The 24,191-nt window shown below is 65.5% G+C and carries 25 protein-coding genes; 9 read left to right on the top strand and 16 right to left on the bottom strand.

The features are described from left to right. Positions 1-57: 57 nt before the first annotated feature. Entirely contained in the window at positions 58-585 is a 528-nt protein-coding gene (locus Q0C42_RS15625; RefSeq protein WP_295077864.1) for a HutD family protein, read from the top strand. Here Q0C42_RS15625 and Q0C42_RS15620 read toward each other — a convergent pair. Both Q0C42_RS15620 and Q0C42_RS15615 read right to left on the bottom strand, forming a co-directional pair. Continuing rightward, positions 582-1,226 carry a ChrR family anti-sigma-E factor gene (locus Q0C42_RS15620; RefSeq protein ID WP_295077862.1) on the bottom strand — a complete coding sequence of 215 codons (645 nt, stop codon included), beginning with the start codon at positions 1,224-1,226 and terminating at the stop codon, positions 582-584. The two genes, Q0C42_RS15625 and Q0C42_RS15620, sit on opposite strands and share 4 nt — an antisense overlap. A gap of 16 nt (positions 1,227-1,242) precedes the next feature. Then, entirely contained in the window at positions 1,243-1,866 is a 624-nt protein-coding gene (locus Q0C42_RS15615; protein WP_295077859.1) for a sigma-70 family RNA polymerase sigma factor, read from the bottom strand. Positions 1,867-2,128: 262 nt separating this feature from the next. On the opposite strand from Q0C42_RS15615, the gene Q0C42_RS15610 reads away from it, so the two are divergent. The 5 genes from Q0C42_RS15610 to Q0C42_RS15590 all read left to right on the top strand — a co-directional run bounded on the left by Q0C42_RS15610 (position 2,129) and on the right by Q0C42_RS15590 (position 6,890). Next, positions 2,129-3,424 carry an NAD(P)/FAD-dependent oxidoreductase gene (locus Q0C42_RS15610; RefSeq protein WP_295077856.1) on the top strand — a complete coding sequence of 432 codons (1,296 nt, stop codon included), beginning with the start codon at positions 2,129-2,131 and terminating at the stop codon, positions 3,422-3,424. Beyond that, positions 3,424-4,185: a DUF1365 domain-containing protein gene (locus Q0C42_RS15605; RefSeq protein WP_295077853.1), complete on the top strand. Its 762-nt coding sequence runs from the start codon at positions 3,424-3,426 to the stop codon at positions 4,183-4,185. Before Q0C42_RS15610 ends, Q0C42_RS15605 begins: the two co-directional genes overlap by 1 nt. A gap of 136 nt (positions 4,186-4,321) precedes the next feature. Continuing rightward, positions 4,322-5,572 carry an MFS transporter gene (locus tag Q0C42_RS15600; protein WP_295077850.1) on the top strand — a complete coding sequence of 417 codons (1,251 nt, stop codon included), beginning with the start codon at positions 4,322-4,324 and terminating at the stop codon, positions 5,570-5,572. Beyond that, positions 5,569-6,156 (top strand): DUF3833 domain-containing protein, encoded by a 588-nt coding sequence (locus Q0C42_RS15595; protein ID WP_295077847.1) that lies wholly within the window; start codon positions 5,569-5,571, stop codon positions 6,154-6,156. Before Q0C42_RS15600 ends, Q0C42_RS15595 begins: the two co-directional genes overlap by 4 nt. Beyond that, a complete protein-coding gene (locus Q0C42_RS15590) occupies positions 6,153-6,890 on the top strand; it encodes an SDR family oxidoreductase (RefSeq protein WP_295077843.1) in 738 nt (245 codons plus the stop codon). The genes Q0C42_RS15595 and Q0C42_RS15590 overlap by 4 nt, the downstream gene beginning before the upstream one ends. A 44-nt stretch (positions 6,891-6,934) precedes the next feature. Here Q0C42_RS15590 and Q0C42_RS15585 read toward each other — a convergent pair whose 3' ends face one another. The 7 genes from Q0C42_RS15585 to Q0C42_RS15555 all read right to left on the bottom strand — a co-directional run bounded on the left by Q0C42_RS15585 (position 6,935) and on the right by Q0C42_RS15555 (position 15,055). Continuing rightward, a complete protein-coding gene (locus Q0C42_RS15585) occupies positions 6,935-8,359 on the bottom strand; it encodes a gamma-aminobutyraldehyde dehydrogenase (RefSeq protein ID WP_295078515.1) in 1,425 nt (474 codons plus the stop codon). A gap of 19 nt (positions 8,360-8,378) precedes the next feature. After that, positions 8,379-9,182, bottom strand: a complete 804-nt coding sequence (locus tag Q0C42_RS15580) for an ABC transporter permease (RefSeq protein ID WP_295077840.1) — start codon at positions 9,180-9,182, stop codon at positions 8,379-8,381. Continuing rightward, positions 9,172-10,110, bottom strand: coding sequence for an ABC transporter permease (locus Q0C42_RS15575; RefSeq protein ID WP_295077837.1), 939 nt, complete (start codon positions 10,108-10,110; stop codon positions 9,172-9,174). Before Q0C42_RS15575 ends, Q0C42_RS15580 begins: the two co-directional genes overlap by 11 nt. Positions 10,111-10,321: 211 nt before the next feature. Beyond that, complete coding sequence (locus tag Q0C42_RS15570) at positions 10,322-11,308, bottom strand: ABC transporter ATP-binding protein (RefSeq protein ID WP_295077834.1); 987 nt, start codon at positions 11,306-11,308, stop codon at positions 10,322-10,324. 89 nt (positions 11,309-11,397) lie between these two features. Next, positions 11,398-12,555, bottom strand: a complete 1,158-nt coding sequence (locus Q0C42_RS15565) for an ABC transporter substrate-binding protein (protein ID WP_295077831.1) — start codon at positions 12,553-12,555, stop codon at positions 11,398-11,400. 204 nt (positions 12,556-12,759) lie between these two features. After that, entirely contained in the window at positions 12,760-13,995 is a 1,236-nt protein-coding gene (locus tag Q0C42_RS15560; protein WP_295077828.1) for a glycosyltransferase, read from the bottom strand. A gap of 151 nt (positions 13,996-14,146) precedes the next feature. Continuing rightward, positions 14,147-15,055 carry a LysR family transcriptional regulator gene (locus tag Q0C42_RS15555; RefSeq protein ID WP_295077825.1) on the bottom strand — a complete coding sequence of 303 codons (909 nt, stop codon included), beginning with the start codon at positions 15,053-15,055 and terminating at the stop codon, positions 14,147-14,149. Between the two features lie 110 nt (positions 15,056-15,165). Here Q0C42_RS15555 and Q0C42_RS15550 point away from each other — a divergent pair, with 110 nt between their 5' ends. Beyond that, a complete protein-coding gene (locus Q0C42_RS15550) occupies positions 15,166-15,600 on the top strand; it encodes a DMT family transporter (RefSeq protein ID WP_295077822.1) in 435 nt (144 codons plus the stop codon). On the opposite strand, the gene Q0C42_RS15545 is transcribed toward Q0C42_RS15550, so the two are convergent. The 3 genes from Q0C42_RS15545 to Q0C42_RS15535 form a co-directional block, all read right to left on the bottom strand. Further along, positions 15,597-16,610 (bottom strand): hydroxyacid dehydrogenase, encoded by a 1,014-nt coding sequence (locus tag Q0C42_RS15545; RefSeq protein WP_295077819.1) that lies wholly within the window; start codon positions 16,608-16,610, stop codon positions 15,597-15,599. The two genes, Q0C42_RS15550 and Q0C42_RS15545, sit on opposite strands and share 4 nt — an antisense overlap. A 99-nt stretch (positions 16,611-16,709) precedes the next feature. Continuing rightward, a complete protein-coding gene (locus Q0C42_RS15540; RefSeq protein ID WP_295077816.1) occupies positions 16,710-17,027 on the bottom strand; it encodes a hypothetical protein in 318 nt (105 codons plus the stop codon). Next, complete coding sequence (locus Q0C42_RS15535) at positions 17,027-17,494, bottom strand: GAF domain-containing protein (RefSeq protein WP_295077813.1); 468 nt, start codon at positions 17,492-17,494, stop codon at positions 17,027-17,029. Before Q0C42_RS15535 ends, Q0C42_RS15540 begins: the two co-directional genes overlap by 1 nt. A gap of 39 nt (positions 17,495-17,533) precedes the next feature. Between Q0C42_RS15535 and Q0C42_RS15530 the strand changes: the two genes are divergently transcribed. Next, complete coding sequence (locus Q0C42_RS15530) at positions 17,534-17,932, top strand: OsmC family protein (protein WP_295077810.1); 399 nt, start codon at positions 17,534-17,536, stop codon at positions 17,930-17,932. 75 nt (positions 17,933-18,007) lie between these two features. Here the strand turns inward: Q0C42_RS15530 and holA are convergent, their stop codons facing one another. From holA to Q0C42_RS15510, 4 genes are all read right to left on the bottom strand, one after another. Beyond that, on the bottom strand, positions 18,008-19,021 hold the full coding sequence (gene holA, locus Q0C42_RS15525; RefSeq protein ID WP_295077807.1) for a DNA polymerase III subunit delta: 1,014 nt from the start codon (positions 19,019-19,021) through the stop codon (positions 18,008-18,010). Beyond that, a complete protein-coding gene (gene lptE / locus Q0C42_RS15520; RefSeq protein ID WP_295077804.1) occupies positions 19,018-19,494 on the bottom strand; it encodes an LPS assembly lipoprotein LptE in 477 nt (158 codons plus the stop codon). The genes holA and lptE overlap by 4 nt, the downstream gene beginning before the upstream one ends. Positions 19,495-19,543: 49 nt before the next feature. Next, on the bottom strand, positions 19,544-22,174 hold the full coding sequence (gene leuS / locus Q0C42_RS15515; protein ID WP_295077801.1) for a leucine--tRNA ligase: 2,631 nt from the start codon (positions 22,172-22,174) through the stop codon (positions 19,544-19,546). Positions 22,175-22,264: 90 nt separating this feature from the next. Continuing rightward, positions 22,265-22,789 (bottom strand): DUF3576 domain-containing protein, encoded by a 525-nt coding sequence (locus Q0C42_RS15510; RefSeq protein WP_295077798.1) that lies wholly within the window; start codon positions 22,787-22,789, stop codon positions 22,265-22,267. 294 nt (positions 22,790-23,083) lie between these two features. Here Q0C42_RS15510 and Q0C42_RS15505 point away from each other — a divergent pair, with 294 nt between their 5' ends. Continuing rightward, the gene (locus tag Q0C42_RS15505) at positions 23,084-24,016 is read left to right on the top strand and encodes a porin (protein ID WP_295077794.1); all 933 of its coding nucleotides are present in this window, start codon (positions 23,084-23,086) and stop codon (positions 24,014-24,016) included. Positions 24,017-24,191: the final 175 nt, after the last annotated feature.

The raw sequence follows: 24,191 nt of genomic DNA, 5'->3' as shown, positions 1-24,191 counted from the left end.
CCGTAGGGTGGGCGGTCCCGCCTGCGGGTTCGCCCACCGCCCGATGAAGAGACGCCGATGATCCACCTCACCCCCGCCGATTACCAGACGCAACCCTGGAAGAACGGGCGCGGCACCACGACCGAGCTTCTGCACCTGACGGACCCCGCGGGCAAAACGCTCCTCCGCCTCTCCCGCGCCTCGGTGGTCGAGGATGGACCATTCTCGTTCTTTCCCGGCATCGAGCGGAACCTGACAGTGCTGACCGGCGCGGGATTCCGGCTGACCGGACCGAATCTGGATCTTCGCTGCGATCCGCTTGTCCCCGTGGCCTTTCCCGGCGATGTCGCCGTGGCGGCGACTGACACCAACGGCCAGCCGTCCGACGATTTCAACGTCATGACCGCGCGTCATCTGCCCCGACCGGAAGTGTCCGTGGTGCGAGACCAGTTCCTGCCCGCAGCCGGCAGTCTCGCGCTTTACGCCCTGGGGCCTTGCACGGTGAACGCTGTGCCCACGGCAACCGGCGACCTTCTGATAACGACAGAACCCGCCCACCTTTCGGGGGACGGGTTCCTGATCGCAGTCCGATACTTCGGCGTTTAAATCCGCAACAGCGGCTGCGCCAGCCGGGGGATCAGCCCCCGGAACCGCAAGGGCGCATCCGTCGCCGCCAAGCAGATGCAGTCCTGCCCCGCCAGCGCGACCGGAGTATGCTCAAGGTCCTCGTCGGCAATCTCGATGTCGCCGCGCCCGAAACGGTCGTTCGCGTCGGCAAAGGCGCCCTGCAGGACCAGCGTCAGCTCGATCCCGCGGTGACCGTGGTCCGGAACCGCCTTGCCCGCCGGGATGTACAAAAGCCGCGCCGATGCATCCTTCCCCGTGGGCAGGATCGCCTGACGAACCCCGCCGCCGACCTTGCGCCAGCGCACCGACGACAGGTCGCCGCCGATATACTCGGCCAAGGGAGCCGGGAAGATGCCCGCCGGTTTCAACGGCTCGGACCGGGTGGCCTGCGGCAGCCCTTCGATCCGGGCCAGCGTCCGCGACAGCGCGTCCTCGCCCATTGCGATCTCGTCCGCTTCCTCCAGAAGCGTCCCGCCCACGGCATCGAATGATCCAAGCCGCGCCCGGCACTCGTCGCACAGCGACACGTGCGTCGCGACGACCAGGCTGAAAGCCTCGGGCAGCTGGCCGGCCGCGTAGCCCATCAAGAGCTGGTCCGAGAGATGGTGGCGTATCGTCATGTCCCTACTTCGTCCTTCAACCCATCTGGTGGCGCAGCTTGTCCAGCGCCAGCCGAATCCGCGATTTGATCGTCCCCAAGGGAAGCCCTGTCTCGGCGGCGATCTCGCTGTGCGAGAGGTCGCCATAGAAAGCGCGTTCGATCAGTGTCCTTTGTGGCGCGGGTAACGCGGCCAACGCGCGCCCCAGCCGTTCCGTTTCTTCCTGGGCCTCCAGCACCTCGGCCATGTCAGGCTCGGGCTCCGGTCCCCAGTCCAATTCCTCCGGCTCGGCCCGGCGCGCCTTGCGCAGCGCATCGATCCGCCGGTTGCGGGCGATGGTATAGACCCAGGTCGCCACGCTGGCCCGCGTCGGGTCGAAAAGATGCGACTTCTGCCAGAGCGTCGCCATGACGTCCTGTGCGCATTCCTCGGCCAGAGCGGCCCCAGCCCCCGACTTCATCAGGAAGGCCTTTACCCGTGGGGCAAAGTGCCGGAACAAGGCCGCAAAGGCCGCCCTGTCCTGATGGTCGCGCACCCTCAACAGAAGGCCGGCCCAGTCTGTCTCGTCCTCCGCCTTCGCCAACGATCCGTCCTTCTTCTGCCGCGAACCGACTCGTGTCACCGGCCCAGAAGGCACCGGCGGCATGGTCTGTTCCGTCATAGCGGCTCTGCTGGCGTCAAGCATCATACTGCTTCTACGCGGGCAACCCGCAGCCGGATCATTTTTCAGGCAATTGGATCACACCGGCAACAAGTCAAGGAAATGTGTCAACTTCGTTTGACACTTTTTTGGCGTCTGTCAGGGTAAGCCAACCTGACAGGAAACTTTCTCTCCCCGGGCCCCGTAAGTCATGGGTAGGGGTGATCCGATCGGGGGCCCGTAGCGTAACCATGTGAAGACCAATCCAGGGAAGTCCTCTTAAATGCCTTTCGAACAGTTCGGCTCCGCCCCCCGCCGCATCGCCGTGATCGGGGGGGGCATTTCCGGCATGGCCGCAGCCCACATGCTGGCCGACCGCAACTCCGTTGTCCTCTTCGAAGCCGAGCCGCGTCTGGGGGGCCATGCCCGCACCGTCATTGCGGGCAAACGCAAGGACCAGCCGGTCGACACGGGCTTCATCGTCTTCAACCGGGTGAACTACCCCCACCTCGTGCGTCTGTTCGAAAAGCTGGACGTCCCCGTCACCGAAAGCTCAATGTCCTTCGGGGCGTCGATCCGGGGCGGGGCGGTGGAATACGGGCTGGCGTCGATGGATGCGATCTTTGCGCAGCGGAAGAACGCCTTGAACCCGCGCTTCCTGCGGATGCTGTCCGACATCCTGCACTTCAACCGCAATGCCGAAGCCGTGGCCAACGACCCCGCCATGACCATCCGCGAGCTGCTGGCCCGTCTCGGCACCGGGTCGTATTTCCGCGACCACTACATCACCCCGTTCTCGGGCGCGATCTGGTCCACCCCAACCTCGGGCATCCTCGACTTCCCGGCCCAGGCGCTGGTCCGGTTCTTCCGCAACCACGCGCTGATGGACGTCGACGGCCAGCACCAGTGGTACACGGTCAAGGGCGGCTCGATGGAGTATGTGCGTCGCCTGCAGGCCGCGATGACCGCGCAGGGCGTCGATATCCGCACTGCCTCCCCCATTGCTTCCGTCCGGCGCGAGGCCGGGTCGGTCTTCGTCCGCGCAACGGGCTGCGAGCCGGAGCTGTTTGATGACGTGGTCTTCGCCACGCATTCCGACATCACGCTGAAGCTTCTCGCCGATGGCACCCCGGCCGAAACCACGGCGCTTGCCGCGATCCGCTACCAGCCGAACGAGGCCGTGCTGCACTCCGACGCCTCGCTGATGCCGAAATCGCGCAAGGTCTGGTCGTCCTGGTCCTATGTCGAGCCGAAGTCGGGTCCCGGCGAACGCATCGACCTGACCTACTGGATGAACTCCCTGCAGCCGATCCCGCAGGACGACCCCCTGTTCGTCACCCTGAACACCACCCGCCCGATCCGCGACGACCTTGTGCATGACGTGAACACCTTCCACCACCCGGTCTTCGACCTCGCCGCGCTGGCCGCACAAGCGCGCATCCGCACGATGAACGGCAGTCACAACACCTGGTTCTGCGGCGCCTGGATGCGCAATGGTTTCCATGAGGATGGCTTCGCCTCGGCGGTCGACGTGGTGCAGGCGATGGCCGAGCGGCACGCTTTCCGGCTGGTTGCCTGATGGCCGACCTTGATGCCAGCGTGCAGCGGATTCCGGCAGAGACCTTCCACGGCCGCAAGGGTGCCGTGAAGAACGCCTTCCGCTACTCGGTGGACTATCTCCTGCTCGATCCCGCCAAGGCCAAGGGCCCCGCCCTGTTCTCGCGGAACACCGGCAACCTGATGTCGGTCCACGACGCTGACCACGGCGGCACGCCCGGCCAGGGCACCGGAGTGGCCTGGGCGCGCGAGGTGCTGACCCAGCACAACCTTGCCCACGACCGTCTCCTCCTCCTCGCCCAGCCGCGCCTTCTCGGCCACGTCTTCAACCCTGTGAGCTTCTGGCTGTCCTACGACCACCTCGGCCACCTCCGCGCCGTGATCGCCGAGGTGACAAACACCTACGGCGACCGTCATTCCTATCTTTGCCACCGTGAGGACCGCGCGCCCATCACCCGGGAGGACACGATCCAGGCGCAGAAGATCTTCCACGTCTCGCCCTTCCAGCCCGTCGCTGGCACCTACACCTTCCGCTTCGACATCCGCTCCGACCGCATCGGCATCTGGATCGATTACACCACCCCGGGCGGCGGCCTCTTCACCAACCTCATCGGCCCGCGCCAGCCCCTGACCAACCGCGGCATCCTCGCCTCCGCCCTCCGCCGCCCCTTCGGCTCGCGCCGGGTCCTGGCGCTGATCCACTGGCAGGCGCTGAAACTGTGGGCAAAGAAGGTCAAGTTCCACGGCCGCCCCACGCCCCCGGCCGAAGACATTTCGCGCTGATGCGCCAGCCCTCCGCCTTTCACATTTGCCCAAATATCCCCCGCGCGGCGCGCCGTCCGAGCCGGTTGCGCGCCCTTCGCGCGCAGAGGCGAGACAAAGGGCTTGCGCCGCAAGGCGCTCCATTCATCAGCCGCCGATGACCACCCGCCTCCCCGCCTGGTCGCTTTTTGCCGCTCTCATCGCGATGGCTGGCCTGCCGATCTACATCCACGCGCCCAAATTCTTCGTCGACCAATACGGCACCTCGCTGGCCGCAATGGGCCTGACGCTCGCATCCCTCCGCCTGATCGATGTCGTGCAGGACCCCCTCCTCGGCTGGCTCGCCGAGGCGACGCGCCCCCGCCGCAGTCTGACCATCGCCATTGCCGCCGCGCTGATGGCCGCAGCACTCTGGGGCCTCTTCGCCGTGTCCCCGCCCGTGGCCCCGCTTCTGTGGTTCGCGCTGACCCTGACCGTGCTGTTCTCCGCCTTTTCCTACCTCACCATCTGCTTTTACGCCGAGGGCGTGACCAAGGCTCAAACCCTCGGCCCCCAGGGCCACATCCGCCTCGCCGGCTGGCGCGAGGGCGGCTCGCTCCTGGGCGTCTGCCTTGCCGCCACCGCCCCCGTCGCCCTCGCCGCGCTGACCAGCCAGCCCTTCACCGCCTTCGCGCTGATCTTCGCCGCCGTGGCCCTTGTCGCGACCGTCGCGATGCACCGCGAATGGCAGGGCACTCCCGCCGAACCCACGCCAAACCCGCTCGACCTCTTCCGCCCCGTCCTTTCCGACCCCTTGTCGCGCCGCCTCCTCCTGATCGCGCTGCTGAACGCCTCCCCCGTCGCGGTCACGTCCACGCTCTTCCTCTTCTTCGTCGAAAGCCGCCTCGCGCTTCCCGGCTGGGAGGGTCCGCTCCTCCTTCTTTTCTTCCTCGCCGCCGCCGTCTCCACCCCCGTCTGGAGCCACCTCGCCCGCAAACACGGACCGCGGCCCGTCCTCCTGGCGGCCATGACCCTCGCCATCGCCAGCTTTCTCTGGACCCTGACGCTCGGCTCCGGTGACCTGATCGCCTTCGCCCTGATCTGCGCCGCCTCCGGGGCAGCCCTCGGCGCCGACCTCACGCTTCTGCCCGCGATCTTCGCGCAACGGCTGGCCCAGACCGGCACACCCGAGGCCGCCGCCTTTGGCCTGTGGTCCTTTGTCTCCAAGCTCTCACTCGCGCTTGCCGCCCTAACAATTCTACCCGCGCTGCAGGCCGCGGGCTTCCAGACCGGGCAGGAGAACCCGGAAAGTGCCCTTGAAACACTCACATTGATCTACGCGGGCCTGCCTTGCGTATTGAAGATTACCGCAATCGCGCTTCTCGCCCGGACCCGCCTCGACATGCCCCTGAAGGATGCTATCCGATGACCCCGATCCTCTCCGCCTTGGCCGGGGCGTTGATCGTCCTCATCCTGATCACGCTGCGCAGCCGCTTCGCGTCATTCCGGGCTCAGGACCCCGCCGACTATCGCGGGAAGGGCCCCGATTTCGATCTGCGCCGCCACCTCTCCGGTCCATTGGCCTGCGAGGGTGTGATCTTCGGCCCAACCGGTCGCGTCACCTCGCGCTTCGTGGCTGACATGCACGGCCAATGGGATGGCACCACCGGCACCTTGGCCGAGGTCTTCCGCTATGACAGCGGCACCATCCAGCACCGCGCCTGGACGCTTGCCCTGAACCCCGACGGCAGCATCGTCGCCACCGCCCCCGACGTCGTCGGCATGGGGACCGGTCGCGCCGAAGGCTCCAGCGTCGTTCTGAACTACCGCATCCGCCTGACGCCCGAGGCGGGGGGCCATGTCCTTGACGTGACCGACTGGATGTACCTCATGGAAAACGGCACGATCATGAACCGTTCGCAGTTCCGCAAGTTCGGCATCAAGGTCGCCGAGCTTGTCGCCACGATGCGCCCCGTGGCCGTCGAAGCGCGGCAACTGGCCGCCGCTGAATGAGAGACTTCAAGGGCAAGCGGTACTGGCTCATCGGTGCATCCGAGGGCCTGGGTCTGGCCTTGGCGCAGAAACTCAGCGCCGCGGGGGCGGAGGTGATCCTCTCCGCACGGACCGAATACAGTCTGAAAGCCGCCGCCGCGACCCTGCCCGGACCCGCGACGATCCTGCCGGTGGATGTGGGTGACAGCGCCAGCGTCGCCGCCGCCGCTGCCGGGCTGCCTGACCTCGACGGGATGGTATTCCTCGCCGGCGTCTACTGGCCGATGCGGGCGCAGGACTGGGACGCGAAGGCTGCCGAGGCGATGGCCAACATCAACTTCACCGGCTGCATCCGTGCGGTCGGGGCCGCCCTGCCCGGCATGGTCGCGAAGAACCGCGGCCATATCGTCATCACCGGTTCGCTCTCCGGTTTCCGCGGCCTGCCCGGCGCGATCGGCTACGCCGCCTCCAAGGCCGGGACGATGGTGCTGGCGGAATCGCTTTATGCGGACCTGCGGAAATCCGGTGTGACCGTTCAACTTGCCAACCCGGGCTTCATCCGCACCCGGCTGACGGCGAAGAACGATTTCACCATGCCCTTCATCATGGAACCCGAAGCCGCCGCCGAGATCATGTTTCGGCACATGCAAAGCGGTCGCTTCAAGATCAGCTTCCCCACCGTCTTCAGCTGGCTTTTCCGCGGCGGAAACTTCCTGCCCGACGCGCTTTACTACCGGCTCTTCCCCCCGAAGTGACGCGCAGGCGTAGGGTGGGCGATCCGCCCACCCTGGCTTGGGGGTCAGCCGTGCTTGATCATCACATGCCGGACCACGGTATAGTCTTCCAGCGCATAGGCCGACATGTCCTTGCCGTAGCCGGACTGCTTCAGCCCGCCATGTGGCATCTCGTTGGTCAGCATGAAATGGGTGTTGATCCAGGTGCAGCCGTAGCGCAGCCGCGCCGCCGTCGCCATCGCGCGACCCACATCCTTCGTCCAGACCGAGGACGCCAGCCCGTAGTCGCTGTCGTTTGCCCAGGCCACCGCATCCTCGACATCGCTGAACGGGGTGACCGAAACCACCGGCCCGAACACCTCACGCCGCACGATCTCGTCGTCCTGCTTGGCCCCGGCGACGACCGTGGGGCGGTAGTAGAAGCCCTGGTCCATCGCCTCGCCACCGGTGGTGATCTGGACGTGGTTCAACTCGCGCGCGCGGTTGACAAAGCTTGCCACCCGGTCGCGCTGGCGCTGGCTGATCAACGGCCCGATTTCATTTGTGGCGTCGTCCTCCGCCCCCAGAACGATGGACGACGCCGCCGAGGTGAGGTCCGCGACAAGGTTGTCGTAGATCTTCTTCCCGGCATAGACCCGGCAGGCTGCGGTGCAATCCTGGCCGGCGTTGTAGAAGCTGAATGCCCGCAGCCCCTCAACCACTTCAGAGATGTCGGCATCATCGAACACGATCACCGGAGCCTTGCCGCCCAGCTCCAGATGCGTGCGCTTCACGGTTTTGGCGGCGGCATCGAGCATCTTCTTGCCCGTGGCCACATCTCCGGTGAGGCTGATCATGTCCACCTGCGGATGGTTGATCAGATAGCTGCCCACCGTCTGCCCGCGCCCGGCGATGACGTTGACGACGCCTTCCGGCAGCACCTCGGCCAGGATCTCCGCCAGCTTCAGCGCGGTCAGCGGCGTCTGCTCGGACGGCTTGAACACCACCGTGTTGCCACCCCCGACAGCGGGCCCCAGCTTCCAGGCCATCATCATCAGCGGATAGTTCCAGGGCGCGATACTGGCCACCACGCCCACCGGATCGCGGCGGATCATCGAGGTATGGCCCGACAGATACTCCCCCGCTACGGTCCCCGTCATGCAGCGCACCGCGCCCGCAAAGTAGCGGAAGCAGTCCACGATCGCCGGAATCTCGTCGTTCCGCGCCGCATTGATCGGCTTGCCGCAGTTCAACGCCTCCAGTTGCGCGAAGGCATCCGCCTCGGCCTCGATCCGGTCCGCGATCTTCAACAGCGCCGAGGACCGTTCGGCCGGTGTCGTCCGCGACCAGCCCTCGAAGGCCTTCCGCGCAGCGGCCACGGCCCGGTCGACCTGCGCGGTCGAGGCCTCGGGCACCTCCAGGATCAACCCGCCCGTGCGCGGGTTCAGGATCTGCTCGGGCGTCTCCTGCCCAGCCTCGAAGGCGGACCCGATCAGGAACTTGGTCTGGATGGTCATGAGGAATCCTCCGTTATTTGCCCATGCCGGCAGTCTCGGACCCGCCGCGGGTAAGGTAGTAGGCGATGAGGATCGGCACGAAGGTGGCCGCGAAGACCACGATGGCGACGACATTGGTGACGGGGCGCTGGCGCGGACGGACAAGCTCGTTCAGCATCCAGATCGGCAGCGTGCTTTGCTGGCCCGCGGTGAAGGTGGTGACGATGACCTCGTCGAACGAAAGCGCAAAGGCCAGCATCCCGCCTGCCAGCAGCGCGCTGCCGAGGTTCGGCAGAAGGACGTAGCGGAAGGTCTGGAACGCGTTGGCGCCAAGGTCGGCCGAAGCCTCCATGATCCCGCCCGACAGGCGGCGCATCCGGGCGATGGCGTTGTTGTAGACGATGACGATGCAGAAGGTCGCGTGGCCAAGGACGATGGTCCAGGTGCTGAAGGGTATGTCCATGATCCCGAAGGCCGAGCGCAGCGACATGCCGGTGATGACCCCGGGCAGCGCAATGGGCAGAAGGATCAGCAGGCTGATCTGATCGCGCCCGAAGAACTTCGCCCGCGCCATCCCGGCGGCGGCAAGGGTGCCAAGGATCATCGCCATCACCGTCGCAATCGCCGCGACCTTCAGGGACAGCCACAAGGGCGGCCAGATGTCCGCGCGGTTCCAGGCCACGCCGAACCACTGCGTCGTGTAACCCGGCGGTGGGAAGGCGTAGCTCCGTTCCTCGGTGGTGAAGGCATAAAGGAAGATCAGGAGGATCGGCAGATGGAGGAACAGAAGCCCCCCAAGTGCTGCGGCTTTCAATCCCCAGGAGGCCTCAGAGCGCATCGAAAGCCCCCGCCCGTTTCGCCAGCGCCAGGTAGACCAGCATGATGAGGATCGGCACCACGGCGAAGGCGGCCGCCAGGGGAGTGTTCCCCGCCGTGCCCTGCAACTGGTAGACCGTAAGGCCGATGAAGCGCGATGAGTCCCCGACGATCTGCGGGATGATGTAGTCGCCCAGCGTCAGCGAAAAGGTGAAGATCGACCCCGCGATCACCCCCGGCAGCGCCAGCGGCAGGATCACCGTGCGGAAGGTCTGCGACCGGGTCGCGCCGAGGTCGGCCGAAGCTTCCAGCATCGAATTCGGCACCCGCTCAAGCGCGGCCTGCATCGGCAGGATCATGTAAGGCAGCCAGATGTAGACGAAGACCAGGAAGGTCCCGAAGGGCGAAGTGGAGAGCGAGGACCCCTCCATCCCCGGAATAGACAGGATGCCGGTGATGATGAAGCCGGTCCCAGTGCCCTCCGCCGCCCAGCCGAGGATGCCCTCCTTGGCGAGGATCAGCTTCCAGGCATAGACCTTGACCAAGTAGGACGACCAGAGCGGCAGCATGACACCCAGATAGAAGGCCGCCTTCCATGGCCCCTTGGCGTAACGCGCGGCGTAATAGGCGATGGGAAAGGCGAGGATGGCGCAGGCCAGGGTAACGGCGGTCGCCATCACCACCGTGCGGATGATGATGTCCAGGTTCTGCGCCCGGAACAGCTCGGCATAGGTCTTCAGCGTGAACTCCTCCTTCACCACGCCCGAGAACTCGTCGATCGAGTAGAAGGACTGGAGAAGCAGGGCTGCCAGCGAGCCTAGGTAGACCACGCCAAGCCACAGAAGCGGCGGCGTGATGAGGAGAAGAAGCAGAAGCTGCGGGCGGCGCCAAAAGGTGCCCGTCAGGTGGTCCGCAGCACCCTTCGCGGGAAGGATCGCGCGGGCTGTCATGCGCGCCCCCCCGGAGCGGAAAAATCCTTGAAGGAAGGATTTTGGGCGCTTTGTCCGGAAGCCTGGCGCCCGTCGGCGCGGTCGGAGCCTCCGGCGGGGATATTTGCCGGACAGATGAATGGGGAGCAGGCATTGCCGTTCATCTGTCCCCAAATATCCCGGGGGGTGAGGGGGCAGCGCCCCCTGCGACGCTGGGTCCGGGTGCGGCGCATCAGGTCGTCCCCATCAGGTGCAGCGCCGAGGGTTCGAAGGCGATGGCGGTGGTCGCGCCTTCGGCGGGGACGGGTTGGCCAGCGGGAACAAGGGCGGCAACCTCGGTCCCGCCCGCGTCGATCACCACGCGGGTGCCCGAGCCAAGGTAGCGCAGCGCGATAACGGTGCCCGAAACCGGGCCGGTCGGGGCGAGGCGGGTGGCCTCGGGGCGGAGCGAAGCCCACTCTGCGGGCCCTCCCAGCGCGCGGGTCAGGTCGGGGGGCAGGACGTTGGAGGAGCCGACGAAATCGGCGACAAAGCGGGTGGCGGGGCGGTCGTAGATGTCCTGCGGGGTCCCGATCTGGGCGATCCTGCCTTCGTTGAAGACGGCGAGGCTGTCGGCCATCGACAGGGCCTCGTGCTGGTCGTGGGTGACGAAGACGAAGGTCAGGCCCAGCTTGTGCTGCAGGGCCTTGAGTTCATCCTGCATCGCCTCGCGCAGTTTCAGATCCAGGGCGCCCAGCGGTTCGTCCAGCAGAAGGACGCGCGGTTCGTTCACCAGCGCCCGCGCCAGCGCCACCCGCTGCCGCTGCCCGCCCGACAGTTGCGCGGGCTTGCGGTCGCCGTAGCCGTCAAGCTTGACCAGCGCCAGCATCTCCTCGGCTTTTCTGTAGCGCGCGGCGCGGCCCATGCCCTTGACCATCAACCCGTAGGCCACGTTGTCGCGCACGTTCAGATGCGGGAACAGCGCATAGTCCTGGAAGACCGTGTTCACGTTGCGCAGGTGCGGCGGGGTCTCGGACACGTCTTCCCCAAAGATCCGGATCTGCCCGCCCGTCGGCTTTTCGAACCCCGAGATCAGCCGCAGACAGGTTGTCTTGCCCGACCCCGAGGGGCCCAGCATCGCGAAGAAGGACCCTTCGGCAATGGTCAGGTCCACACCGTCGACCGCCCTGACGGTGCCGAAATGGCGCGAGACGTTGGCGAACTCGACAGCAATGGTCATGGGACATCCGTAGGGTGCACAAGGGCGCACCACTGGTCAGGGAAGTTGGGGAGTAGGGTGGGCGATCCGCCCACCCGTGGTTCAGAAGATCAGCGACCGCCGATCACGCCGATGTAGTCCGACACCCAGCGGTAGTAGGGCACGCAGGCGCCGTCCCCCTGGCTGCAATTCGACACAGGCGTGGTCCAGAACCGGATCTTCTCGAAATCATCCATTCCGTTCGAGGTGCAGGTCTCGGCGGTGGACATGCCGCGCCCGTCGGTGCAGGCCGCAGGAACCGCGGGGTTCGCGCCAAACCAGACCGCAAGGTCGGCCTGCAGGTTCGAGGCCAGCGAATGCTCCATCCAGAGGTAGCTGCAGTTCGGATTCGCCGCATCGACGTGCATCATCGTCGTGTCGGCCCAGCCCGTCGCGCCCTCTTGCGGGATGACCGAGGCGATGGGCTGGCCGTCGGACTGCAGCAGATTGCGCTGGAACGGCCAGGACCCCGAGGCCACGACGCCCTCGTTCTTGAAGTCGTCGATCTGGATGAAGGCGTCGTGCCAGTAGCGGCTGACCAGATTGCGCTGCACGCGCAGAAGGTCGAGCGCCGCCTTGTACTGATCCTCGTTCAGCTCGTAGGGCGAGGTGATGCCAAGCTCGGGCTTGTGGAACATCAGGTACTGTGCGGCATCGGCGATGTGGATCGGGCCGTCATAAGCCTGCACCCGGCCCTTGTTCGACTGGCCGTCGGGAAGGGTCATCTCCTCGAACACCACGTTCCACGACGTCGGCGGCTCTTTGAACACTTCCGTGTTGTAGATCAGCACGTTCGGTCCCCACATGTAGGGCACGCCGTAGTGCACGCCGTCGACCGTGTGCCAGGGTGCGGACTTCAGCCGTTCGTCCACCGTCGACCAGGACGGGATCAGGTCGGTGTTGATCGGCTGGACCCGGTCTCCAGCGATCAGTCGCAGCGAGGCGTCGCCCGACGCGGTGACAAGGTCGAACCCGCCTTCGTTCATCAGCGCCACCATCTCGTCCGAGGTATTGGCGGTCTTGACGTTCACCTTGCAGCCCGAGGCCGCCTCGAACTTGGTGACCCAGTCGAATTCCTTCATCGTCTCGCCGCGCTCGATATACCCGGCCCAGGCGACGATGTTCACCTGGCCTTCAGGGGCACCGATTTCAGTGACCTGGGCCAGAACCGGGCTGATCCCGGTCATCAGGGCAAGCGTTGTGGTTCCCAAGAGCTTGAGGCGATTCATGGCACACTCCCGTTGTTGTTTCTCTGGCATGGCTGCAGAGGGTCCGTTCCCGCGGACTTGCGGAAAGCCTATGGCGTGCCCATACTTTCGCAATAACAAAAAACTGAAGCGAGGTATCGGTTTTTCCTATGACTCAGGCCGGTAGTGTTCGAATTTCTGTGAAGCCTGCATAGCGCGGCCATTGTCTCCAATGATCCGCCTTTGTCAGCGCGGAGGCAGATGTTCCCGAATCAACTCGGAACGATGCCGGAAAACCGAGACGTCATCAAAAGGGGCGCCATCCGCGGCGGCGTTCCGAACCATTGTGGCACGCCGCACGGGCTCGCAGGCAAGCTCGATTACTTGCTTCGCAAGGGCCACAACATCGTTCAGGGGTGCCAGTACGCCGCCTCCATTGCCACTTATCAGGTCTCGCGCAAAGGCACCGTCATAGCCGACAATCGGAGTGCCCGATGCAAGCGCTTCGATAAGGCAGCGTGGCGATTCCGGGGTTTTGTGGCAGAAGAGGAAGATATCTGCCGCGCGGAGGGCCGCAAGAATCGCCGCGCGGTCCGACGTGAAGCCGGGCGCCATGATCCTGTTCTCCAGTCCCTTTTCGACGATTTGCGCACGGAGCGTGTCGAGTTCGGTACCGTCTCCAAGCCATTGAGCTTCGAAATCCACGCCAGCGCGATGTACCGAGTCCAGCACTTCAAGCCAGTCGAGCGGTCCTTTCATCGGGTCTGCGCGTCCGACGTATACGATCTTCAGCGGCCCCAAGCCGGTCGCTGCCGCCTCGACCTTGGCGTCCAGCGCAACCGGGTCAATGTGATCGGCCTTGCTCAGGTGGATGTCATGCACCAGATGCGGGTTGCGACTGAAGGGCGCGTAGGTATTGAATGTCTCACCCCCGTGAAAGAAGCCCACATGTGCACGGCGGATCAGGTGACGCTCCAGCCACGCCATGGGCCGATGGTAAAGGCGGGCCTGTAGTCTGCGCCGCCAGTTGCCCTGTCCTATCAGTTGACGCGTCACTTGCGACTCGACCCGGTCGGTCCAGATTCCGTAGGGTCGACCCATTTTCCAGGCTTCATGGCAGGCCACCGATCCCCAGTCCCCGAAGATACCGCCTATCGCGAAGCTGATGTAATCCGCTTCCGCTATCAGATCACGGATTTGACGTCGTACCGCCGGAAGTTGGCGCAAAAATCGATCCGGTCGATAGGCCATTGGAAGCGGCACGACGGTAATCCGCTCGAGCGCCGGACCCACCAACTCCAGTGGACCCCAGCTTTTCGGCATCGGAGCGTCGGTGACAGGCATCATCACCGTGAGCAGGTCAAAATTCTCCGCCCAAAGGCGCAGGCCGTTGCGCGCCTGATCCTCCAGATAGAGCTTGCCTTCCTTGCGATGAAGCGCGACCGGTGCGTAAATCAACAAGCGTTTACCGTCGCCGCGCATCCCTGGACTCTCCATACCTGCGGCCTACACTACCTCGGTAGTCAACCGTTTGACGTCCAAGCGTCGCCTGTTTTTACTTATAAATCAAGCGCTTTGCTCTAGGAACAGTGGGCAGTCACTGTTTCCGATTGGTTACTCGCTTCGGCGGAACTCATCCGGGCCGGGCCACCGCCGTGCTTTGCGCCGATCGGATGAAGTTCGACGCCGGTCCGGTCAAGGGCGCACCCTTGCGCCAGGCAAGGCCGACCTGAACCGACGGCAGGTCGCCGGACACGTCCCGGATCTCGATCCGGTCGCCTTCCAGAGACCAGGGCCGGTAGACCAGGCTGGGCAGGATCGCCAGCCCCGCTCCGGTGGCAACCAGACTGCGCACCGCCTCGACGCTGCGGGTGCGGAAGGCGATCTGCGGCTTGACCGGCAGGGCGGCAGTCAGGCGGCGGGTCGATTCCTCGATCTCGTCGACCATCAGCTGGATCATCGGCGTCCCGGCAAGCTCTTCCAGGGTAATGCTTTCCTGTTGCGCCAGCGAATGTCCCAGCGGGAGCCAAAGCCGATAGGGCGACACCAGCAGCGTCTCGACATTCAGCGCCATCCGGTCATGCACGGAGGAGGTGAGCAGGACCGCCACATCCAGCTCTCCGCCGATCAGCAGGTGCTGAAGGTATTCGCCACTGTCCTCGATGACGTTCAGCTCGACCTGCGGGAAGGCGCGGCGGTAGCGTTGCAGGATGTCTGACAGCACATAGCCTGCGACCAGACTGGTCACCCCCAGCGACAGGCGGCCACGCGCGGTTTCGGCTTCGGCCTGAAAGGTGCTGCGCGCGATGGCCACGTCGGACAGGATCTGCCGGGCATGCCGCAGGAAAGCCGATCCCTTGTGCGTCGGCAGGATGCCCCGGGCCTGCCGGTCAAACAGGATGACCCCCAGATCATCCTCCAGCCCGCGGATCGCCTCGGTCACCGAGGACTGGCTGATCGACAGCGCCCGCGCCGCGCCCGAGACGGACCCGGCCTCGGCAGCGGCCACAAAGAACTGAAGCTGGCGCAGAGTGAAAGCCATCGGAACCGCCGATATGGGATATCGCCAATCTGCCCGAACCCGCGCCAGGCGCAAGGGTTGATGCGGGCAGAGCGGGGTGGTCAGATGGCCCAAAGCCAAGGGAGGCGCGCATGTGGTGGGTAATCATGGTCATGGTATTGGCCGGGGCGGCGATCTCGGTCCAGGCGCCGATCAACGCGGCCCTGTCCCGCGAGCTTGGTGCCACGGTCCCGGCCGCTGCCGTGTCGTTTGGCGTGGGCTTCCTTGTCCTGGTCGCCCTCGCCGCGGTTCAGGGTCAGGGCGCTGCCTTCCTGAGGCTCTCGCAGGTTCCGGCCTGGACGCTGCTTGGTGGCGTCCTGGGTGCCTGGTATGTGTTCGCCTCGGTCTGGGGCGTGGCGTCGCTGGGCGTCGTCACCCTGGTCGCCGCGCTGATCCTGGGGCAGATGGCCGCCGCCCTGATCATCGACGCGACCGGGGCGCTTGGCATGGCTGTGCACGAGGTGACGCCCACGCGCCTTGCCGCCGCAGGTCTGGTGGCGGCGGGCCTTCTGCTGTCGCGGTTCTAGGACCGGTCCACCGGCTTTGACCGGAAGCGCGCCACGGTTTCCCGTTCCGCCCGGCGACAGGCGACCGGGGCCAGACCGCGCGAGATCAGGTCCATATCCTCCAGGACCCGGGTTCCGATTTCCCGCAGCGCAAACTCCAGCGCCCCGGCCCGGTGCGGCGAGAACAGCATGTTTGGCACCTGACGGATCGGGTCGTCCTGTGGCAGCGGCTCGACCGGGAAGACATCGGTCGCCACCCGGATGCGCCCCTCGGCCGCGGCCTGGGTCATGGCCGGAAAGTCCACGGCTGCCGCGCGGGACATCAGCAGAAGCATCGCCCCCCGCTGCATCAGCGACAGGGCGCGGGCGTCGATCAACCCCTTGTTTTCCGTAGTGATCGCCGCCATCACGAAGACAAAACGGTTCTCGGCCATCAGGGTGTCGAAATCCACCGGCTCCACCCCCAGGCGCCGCAGATGACCGGCGGGTAGCCAGGGGTCATGCGCCTGCACGCGACACCCGAACGGGGCCAAAAGACGGTGCACTGCACGCCCAAGGTCGCCAAAGCCGATAATCCCCACGGTCGATCCCGCCAGCATCTCGGAGTCGCGGTTGCCGTCGAAAAGCCACTTCTCCTGCCCGCGCAGGAAAGCCGCATGTTCACCGTGGATATTGCGCGCCAGGCTCAGCGCCATGCCCAGCGCCATCTCGGCCACGGGCGCGGCAAAGACCCCGCCGGGGGCCAAAACTGGAATGCCGCGACGAAAGCACTCCTCATAGTCGATGTTCGGCAGGAAGTTCGTCTCGACGTTGAAGATCGCCCGCAGCTTCGGTGCCAGCGTCAGCCGGTCCGCGCCCATCGCCTGTTGCGAGACCAGAATCTCGGTGCCCGGCAGGTGTTCGGCATAAAAGGCGTCACGGTCCTGGCCCAGCCACTCCGTCACCTCGTACCGGCTGCGGAACGCCGCCAGTGCGTCGGGCGAGAAGATGTCATCGGTGGTCCGGGGATCGGGGTCGTACAGCACGCGCATGGGAGGTCCTTCGAAAACTCGCCAGACCGTAGGCGCAGCCCGCCCGGTTGGACAAGGGCCAACTCCTGCCCTGCGCCCGGCAACGGCCCGCCGCGGACCTCAGCCCGCCCAGCGCCCCTGTTCCAGAACCCGCCAGGGCAGCTGCACCGGCGGCGGCGGCTCACCCTCCTGCCAGAAGCAAAGCCGCAGATGGTCAGGCGCATCGCCCTCGGCCACCAGGGCCCAGTCCATCTTGAACCCGTCGATCAGCAAGCCCTCGGCGTAAAAGGCGATCTCTTCGGCGTCCAGCGCCTCGGAGGGGCTTGGGTCCCAACTCTGACCGCCCCAGAACACCAGCCCCTCGATGTCCCGATGCTTCCGCGCAATCCGCGCAAGCGGTGCCAGGAAGGCCTCGATCGGGGTAGGTTCCTTCGCCATCACCGCAGCTCCGCCGACAGTGCCGCATCGGCCACCAGCGCCTCATAGGCGTCCAGCTTTTCCGGTGTGAAATGTCCGGCTTCCGCCAGGATGTTCACCGTGCCAAGGACACGGGCTCCGTCCACGACGGGAATGTTGATGCAGGACCCCAACCCCAGCGACACGATCAGCTCGTGGTCGAAGAAATACTTCGCGAACTCGGGCGGCGTGTTGGCCACAAAGGTCCGCCGCCCCGCGATCGTGGTGTCGTACCAGCCGTCCCTTTCCATCGGTTTCGTTCCCGACACCGGATATTCCACCGGATGCGAGGTGAAGACGCGGGCAAAGAGCGCCTTCTCCTCGTCCAGCTTCGTCACGGTGAACAGCCGCGTGCCCAGCACGGCGCAGCGGGCGTGAAGATCAGTGAATGCCGTCAAGGAAGCCTCGCTTTGCGCCGGATCAAGGCGCGGGTGCCGGGTTTCAGGCATTCTCCGCCCCTGACCCCGACTGTCAACCTGCGAGGCACCATGCAGTACGAAGTCACCGCCAGCCGCCTGGACGCCACCGGAAGCCTCGCGACCAGCCACGGCGCCGAAGTCCGCCTTGGCACCGACATGGCGGGCCGCAAGGATGCGTTGAACCCGGTGGAACTTCTGCTGTCGGCCCTGGCCGCCTGCATGATCAAAGGCGCCGAACGCGTGCTGCCGACGCTGAAGTTCCAGCTGGACGGAATGACCGTCGCGCTTGAGGCCGACCGTCAGGACGCACCCCCGAAGCTGACCGGGATCCGGTATCAGATCACCGTCACCACCGCCGAGAACGACGCGCGCATGGACCTCTTGCACCGCAACATCCTGAAATACGGCACGATTTCCAACACGCTGACCGCCGCCGTGCCCCTCACCGGAACCATCCGCCGCGCGTGAGGCACCGGAGTTTTCGAAAACTCCGGAACGGAGCCTTCAAAGGCTCCGACACGATTTCTTCAAAGAAATCGCCCCCTACCGCCGCGTCATCGCGATGCGGATCAGCGCGCGTTCCATCAGCGCCATGCCCGGGGCCTTGCTGGCGGACCGCAGGGTCAGGTCGGTCTCCAAGAGCACCGCCATCGCCGTCTCCAGCGCGCGGACGCCCCATTGCCCCGCCTGCCGCCCCATCGCGTCCTTCTGCTTGAAGTTCACCCGCGCCCGCTGGATGCCCACCCCCGGCCCCTGCGGATCGGTCGCCGCCGCGTGCAGGATGCGGAAGTGGCGCAAGGCCCCGATGCAGATCGTCACCGGCTGGACCCCCTGCCCCTCCAGCCGCCGGAACAGGGGCCCGATGGCCTGAGACCGCGCCTCGGCCACCGCGTCGATCAACTCGTCCACCTCGGCTTCTATCGTCGCCGGGGCCATCGCGGCCACGTCGGCAGGCGTCAGCGGCGAGGCATCGCCATACTTGTACAGCGCGATCTTCTCCAGCGTCTGGCGGAAGTCGCCGGGGTCCAGCGCGCGGGCCAGAGTGTTCAGGTCGGTCATCGCCTCGCGGTCGATGTCGACCAGCCCCGCCACCTTCAGCGCCGCCTCGATCTCTTCCCGACCCGGAGGTTCGTCATAAAGCGCGATGCAGATCGCCGAGGGGTGCTTCTCGAACAGCATCTTCAGCGCCGACTTGCCCGTCAGGTTGCCCGCCGTGACCACGATCACCGCATCGCCGGGCTTCCATTCCTTCAGCGCCACCGCCACCGTATCGGTCAGGCCGTCCGTCGCTTCCTCCAGAAAGGCCACCCGCGGCCCCGGAAAGAACCCGACCGCCTTGATCGCGTCCAGCAGAAGACTGCCATCCTTGCGCAGGTCCGCGCCTGACATGCGGGTCAGCCGCATCTCGGCCTCTCCCTCGGGACCGACAAGCGCCGCAATGGCCTCCTGCCGTTTCAGCGCCACCCGCATCGCATCGGCACCAAAGATCAGCAGCCCGGCCCGCGCCGGATCGGGTCTGGCGCAGTAGCGGGCGGCCTCGGACCCTTTCAGGATCATGGCAGGCTGTCTGCCGCGCCGATCAGCCGCGCGACGATCTGGTCGGCCAGGATGCGCATCAGCCGGAAGGCCGCGTCTTCCTCGGCCGACAGCGCCGCCACGGTCGAGCCGGTGGCAGAATAGGCGGTAAAGCCCTGCACCCGCCCCCCGGTCACTCGTGCCCCGCTGGCTTGGTCGGTCAGCGCATAGTCGATCGCGCCTTTCAGGTTGTAGCGGGTGATCTTGTTGTCGGCCGTAAAGCCCACCCCCACGGTCTCCGTGGTGATCGTATAGGCCAGGTCATACCGCGCAGCCTCGGGCCGGCCCAGCCGTTCCTCCAGCCGTTCGACGAAATCGAAGCCGTTCTTGTCCGTGGGGTCCTGCACCCGCACCGCCCCGGTCAGCTTCGTCGCACCGCCTCCCGGCCCGTAAGCGGGGGTAAAGCCGCAGGCCGCCAGCAGAACCGGCGCAAGCAGAAGCGCACGGCGCGACACCAGTGTGACCTGCTCCCGCGGGAGACGGCTTTGGCGACAGGGCTTGCGATCAGACGACGACATTGATGATGCGACCCGGGACGACGATGATCTTCTTCACCGGCTGACCGGCAAGGAACTTGACGACATCCTCATCCGCGAGCGCCAGCTTTTCAACCTCGGACGCGGGCAGGTCCTTCGGCACGCTGATTTCCGCACGGCGCTTGCCATTGATCTGGATCGGCAGGACCACGGTATCGTCCACCAGCAGCGCCGGGTCGGCCTTGGGCCACGCGGCCTGCGCGCAAAGGCCGGTGCCGCCCTGCGCCGCCCAAATCTCCTCGGCCAGATGCGGCGTCATCGGGGACATCAGCTTGGCCAGCGTGCGGATCGCCTCTTTCATCACCCCGGTCGAGGCATTCGCCTTCCCGATGGTATTGGCGAAAGCGTAAAGCCCCGCGATGGCCTTGTTGAAGGCAAAGCCTTCGATCCCCTTCGTCACATCCTCGATGGCCTTGGCCGTCGCCCGGGCCAGCGCATCGTCGCCCTCGCCCTTGTGGTCCGCCGGCATGTCGCCGATCCGCGACGACAGCGCCCAGACGCGGGACAGGTGCTTGAACGCCGCCTCGGCACCCGAGGACGTCCATTCGACGTCCCGTTCAGGAGGCGAGTCCGACATCACGAACCAGCGGGCCGTGTCGGCGCCGAAGTCCGCGATGATGTTCATCGGGTCGACGACGTTCTTCTTCGACTTCGACATCTTGGCCGATGGGATGATCTCGATGGCCGTCCCTGCAGCCTCTTCCAGCTTGGCTTTCAGCTGGTCTTCGCTCATTTCCGACAGGTCGGTTTCATGGTCCGCCCGCAGGAATGCCACCGGCTCTGTCCCGATGTTGAAGCGCAGCACGTCTTCGGGCAGGTGATAGACAGGTCGGCCCTGCACATCGATGGACCGGTAGATCTCATGCGTGACCATGCCTTGGGTAAAAAGCGCGTTGAACGGCTCGACGGCCTTCTGCGGCAGGTGGCCGGTCTTGTGCATCGCCCGGGCGAAGAAGCGGCTGTACAGCAGGTGCAGGATCGCATGCTCGATCCCGCCGATATACTGGTCGACGTTCATCCAGTAGTCGGCGTCTTCCAGCACGGTCGGGGTCGTGGCGCGCGGCGCGGTGAAGCGGGCGTAGTACCAGCTTGAATCCACGAAGGTGTCCATCGTGTCCGTCTCGCGCCGGGCCTTGGCCCCGCACTTCGGACAAGTGCAGTCGCGCCAGGTCGGATGCCGGTCCAGGGGGTTGCCGGGGACATCGAAGCTGACGTCATAGGGCAGCTCGATCGGCAGGTTTTCCTTCTTCTCGGCCACCACCCCGCAGGTCGCGCAGTGGATCACCGGAATCGGGCAGCCCCAATAGCGTTGCCGCGACACACCCCAGTCGCGCAGGCGGAACTTGGTGACACCCTTGCCGTAGCCGTTCGCCTCGGCATGGGCGATGGCCGATGCAACGCCGTCGTCCCCCGTCTGCACCTCGGCCCCGGCGAAGCCACGGATGTAGTGGACCTTCTCCGATTTCATCGGCACGAAAGCCTCGGCCAGCGCGGCGTCGGCACCGTCCGCCGTGAACACCGGCTTGATCGGCAGCCCGTACTTGGTCGCGAAATCAAAGTCGCGCTGGTCATGCGCCGGGCAACCGAAGATCGCGCCGGTGCCATAGTCCATCAGGATGAAGTTGGCGATCCAGACCGGCAGCTCCCACGACGGGTCCAGAGGATGCTTGACGCGGATGCCCGTGTCATACCCGATCTTCTCCGCCGTCTCGATTTCCTCGGCGGATGTCCCGCCCTTTCGGCACTCTGCGACGAAGGCCGCCACCGCCGGGTCGCCCTCCAGCGCCTTCGCCAACGGATGGTCCGCCGAAATCGCCGCGAAGGAGGCCCCCATCAGAGTATCCGGCCGGGTCGTGTAGACCTCCAGCACATCGAACCCCGCAGGTGCCCCCACCGTCTGGAACCCGAACTGCAAGCCGCGCGACTTGCCGATCCAGTTCGCCTGCATCAGGCGCACCTTCTCCGGCCAGTTCGTCAGCCCGTCCAGCGCCGACAGCAACTCCTCCGAGTAATCCGAGATCTTGAAGAACCACTGCGTCAGCTCGCGCCGTCCCACCGCAGCGCCCGACCGCCAGCCCTTGCCGTCGATCACCTGCTCGTTGGCCAGAACCGTCATGTCCACCGGGTCCCAGTTGACCACGGCGGCCTTCCGGTAGACCAGCCCGGCCTCCATCATGTCGATGAACATGGCCTGCTGCTGGCCGTAATACTCCGGATCACAGGTCGCCAGTTCCCGCGACCAGTCGATCGACAGGCCCAAGGGCTTCATCTGCGCCTTCATGTCCGCGATGTTGCCGTAGGTCCAATCCTTCGGATGCCCGCCCCGCTCCATCGCGGCGTTCTCGGCGGGCATCCCGAAGGCGTCCCAGCCCATCGGGTGCAGGACGCTGAACCCCTGCGCCAGCTTGGTCCGCGCCACCACATCGCCCATCGTGTAGTTGCGCACATGCCCCATGTGGATGCGCCCCGACGGATAGGGGAACATCTCCAGCACATAGTACTTGGGCTTGGCCGGATCGCGCCGCGCCGTGAAGGCCCCGGCCTTGTCCCAGGCATCCTGCCATTGGGGTTCGATCACCGAAGGGTCATAGCGGGACATCAGGAGGCCTCATGCGGAATTCCGGGCGGAATTACACATGCCAGCCCGGAAAGGTCCACCCCTTCCCGGCCCTTCCGGCCACCAGAACGCTTAAAGCTTGCTGTCGCGCACCCGAAGCTGCCGCGCCCGGGTCAGGATCGCATCCTCGATGGCCCGCACCGTCTCCGGAGCCACCGAACCGCCGCCCTGCCCCTGCAGCGCGACCTTCAGGCTCCGCGCATCCAGCGCCGGGTCCTGGACATAGATCGTCGCGCGATACGCCCGACCCCCACCCGGAGGCCGCCCATACCCGGTCACGATCACGCCGGTGAACGGGTCCACCGATTCGATGGGCAGGAAGTTCAGCACTTCCAGGCTGGCCTGCCAGATGTACTTGTTGACCTCGACCGTGGTGTTCGGATCGTCCGAGTTCGAGAACAGATCCCACACGGTGGAGCCCCGCTCTTCCCGGTCCGGGTTCGCCGCCGCATTGGCTGCCCGCTGCGCGTCGGCCCGTTCTTTCCGGGTCATCTGGTCTTCCGACGGGACCGAAGTCCGGTTGCCGAACAGATTGCCGCTGCCAAGTCCGCCGCCGCAAGCTGAAAGAGTAACGACCAGACCCGTCGCCAATGCCATGCGTGCAAGTTGATGCAAGTTCATCCGGCCACCTTTGGAACCCTTGCCTGCTGTCTAGCTTGTCGCCCAAGGCGTGCCAAGGGCTTTCGCTTCTCGTGCGCGCGCTTGCGCAGGGGCGCGAAGCGCAGACAATGACTGGGGGATTCCGGACCTGTGGCTTTGCTGCACCAACTTTCCGTCGAATTCCCGAGGACGGTTTGCGAGCGTTGCAAAAGTGGGCAGCAAGGGTGAAATACGGCTCATTCCCCTGCGGATTCCCCTGCGGCGGGCTTACCTTGAAGAAAGAGGGAAAACATGAAAAAGATTCTTCTCGCGACCAGCGCCCTGGTTATGGTTGCCGGCGCCGCCTCCGCGGAAATCGCCCTGTCGGGTTCGGCCCGCATGGGTCTGGTGTACGCCGACACTGCTACCGGCTCGACCACTCAGTTCAGCTCGCGCGTTCGTATCGTCTTCACCGCTTCGGGCGAAACCGATACCGGCCTGGCGTTCGGCGCTTCGATGCGCGCTGACCAGTCCGGCCAAGGCGGCACCGCTAACGGCGACTCGACCGTGTTCATCTCGGGCGCGTTCGGCAAGCTGACCATGGGCGACGTCGGCGGCGCTGCTGACGCTCTCGTGGGCCAGGTCTCGGGCGTCGGTTACGGCCCGAACGACTCGCTGCAGGAAATCGGCTTCGTCGGCACAACCAAGACGGCTGCCTACTACGAGTACAGCGCTGGCGCTCTGACCTTCGGTCTGGGTGCGGGCCAGATTGAAAGCGCAGGCAGCGAGCTGAACGTCGCCGTCAAGTACGCGACGGACGCCTACTCGGTCGCTCTCGGATACGAAACCACCGATGGCAATCCTGCGGTTACTCCCCTCACGCTCGACACCGTCGCGGCGGAAGACCTGATCTCGCTCGGCGGCTCGGCCACCTTCGGCGCTGCGACCGTCAAGGCTCGCGTCTCGGACAGCGACATCGCTGGCAGGGACACCACCTGGGCACTGTCGGTTGACTACGCTGTTGGTGCGACCACGCTGACCGCCTTCTACACCGACTTCGGCAACACCCTGTTCGACGCGGCCGGAACGGATGCTTTCGCTTCGACCGACACGCAGCACATCGGGATCGGCGCTGCCTACGACCTGGGCGGTGGCGCAACCGTTGCTGGCGGTATCGTTCGTCAGAACAACAACGTCGGTGTCAACAACACCTTCGCCGACGTCGGCCTGAAGTTCTCGTTCTAATCCATCCGGATTGGACGACCGGAAAGAGCGGGCCTTGTGCCCGCTCTTTTCTTTTCGTCTTCAGACAGTTGCGCGAACACGGGCCACGATTGGTGGCGTGCGGCAACAAGCGGAATATTGCCAAGCGACGAATGAGGCGCCTTGTTCACGCTTCTTGCATCCACCGCCATCCTTG

This window comes from Tabrizicola sp., assembly GCF_022842145.1.
Lineage (GTDB): Bacteria > Pseudomonadota > Alphaproteobacteria > Rhodobacterales > Rhodobacteraceae > Tabrizicola.
This window is presented reverse-complemented; position numbering and strand designations above follow the sequence as displayed.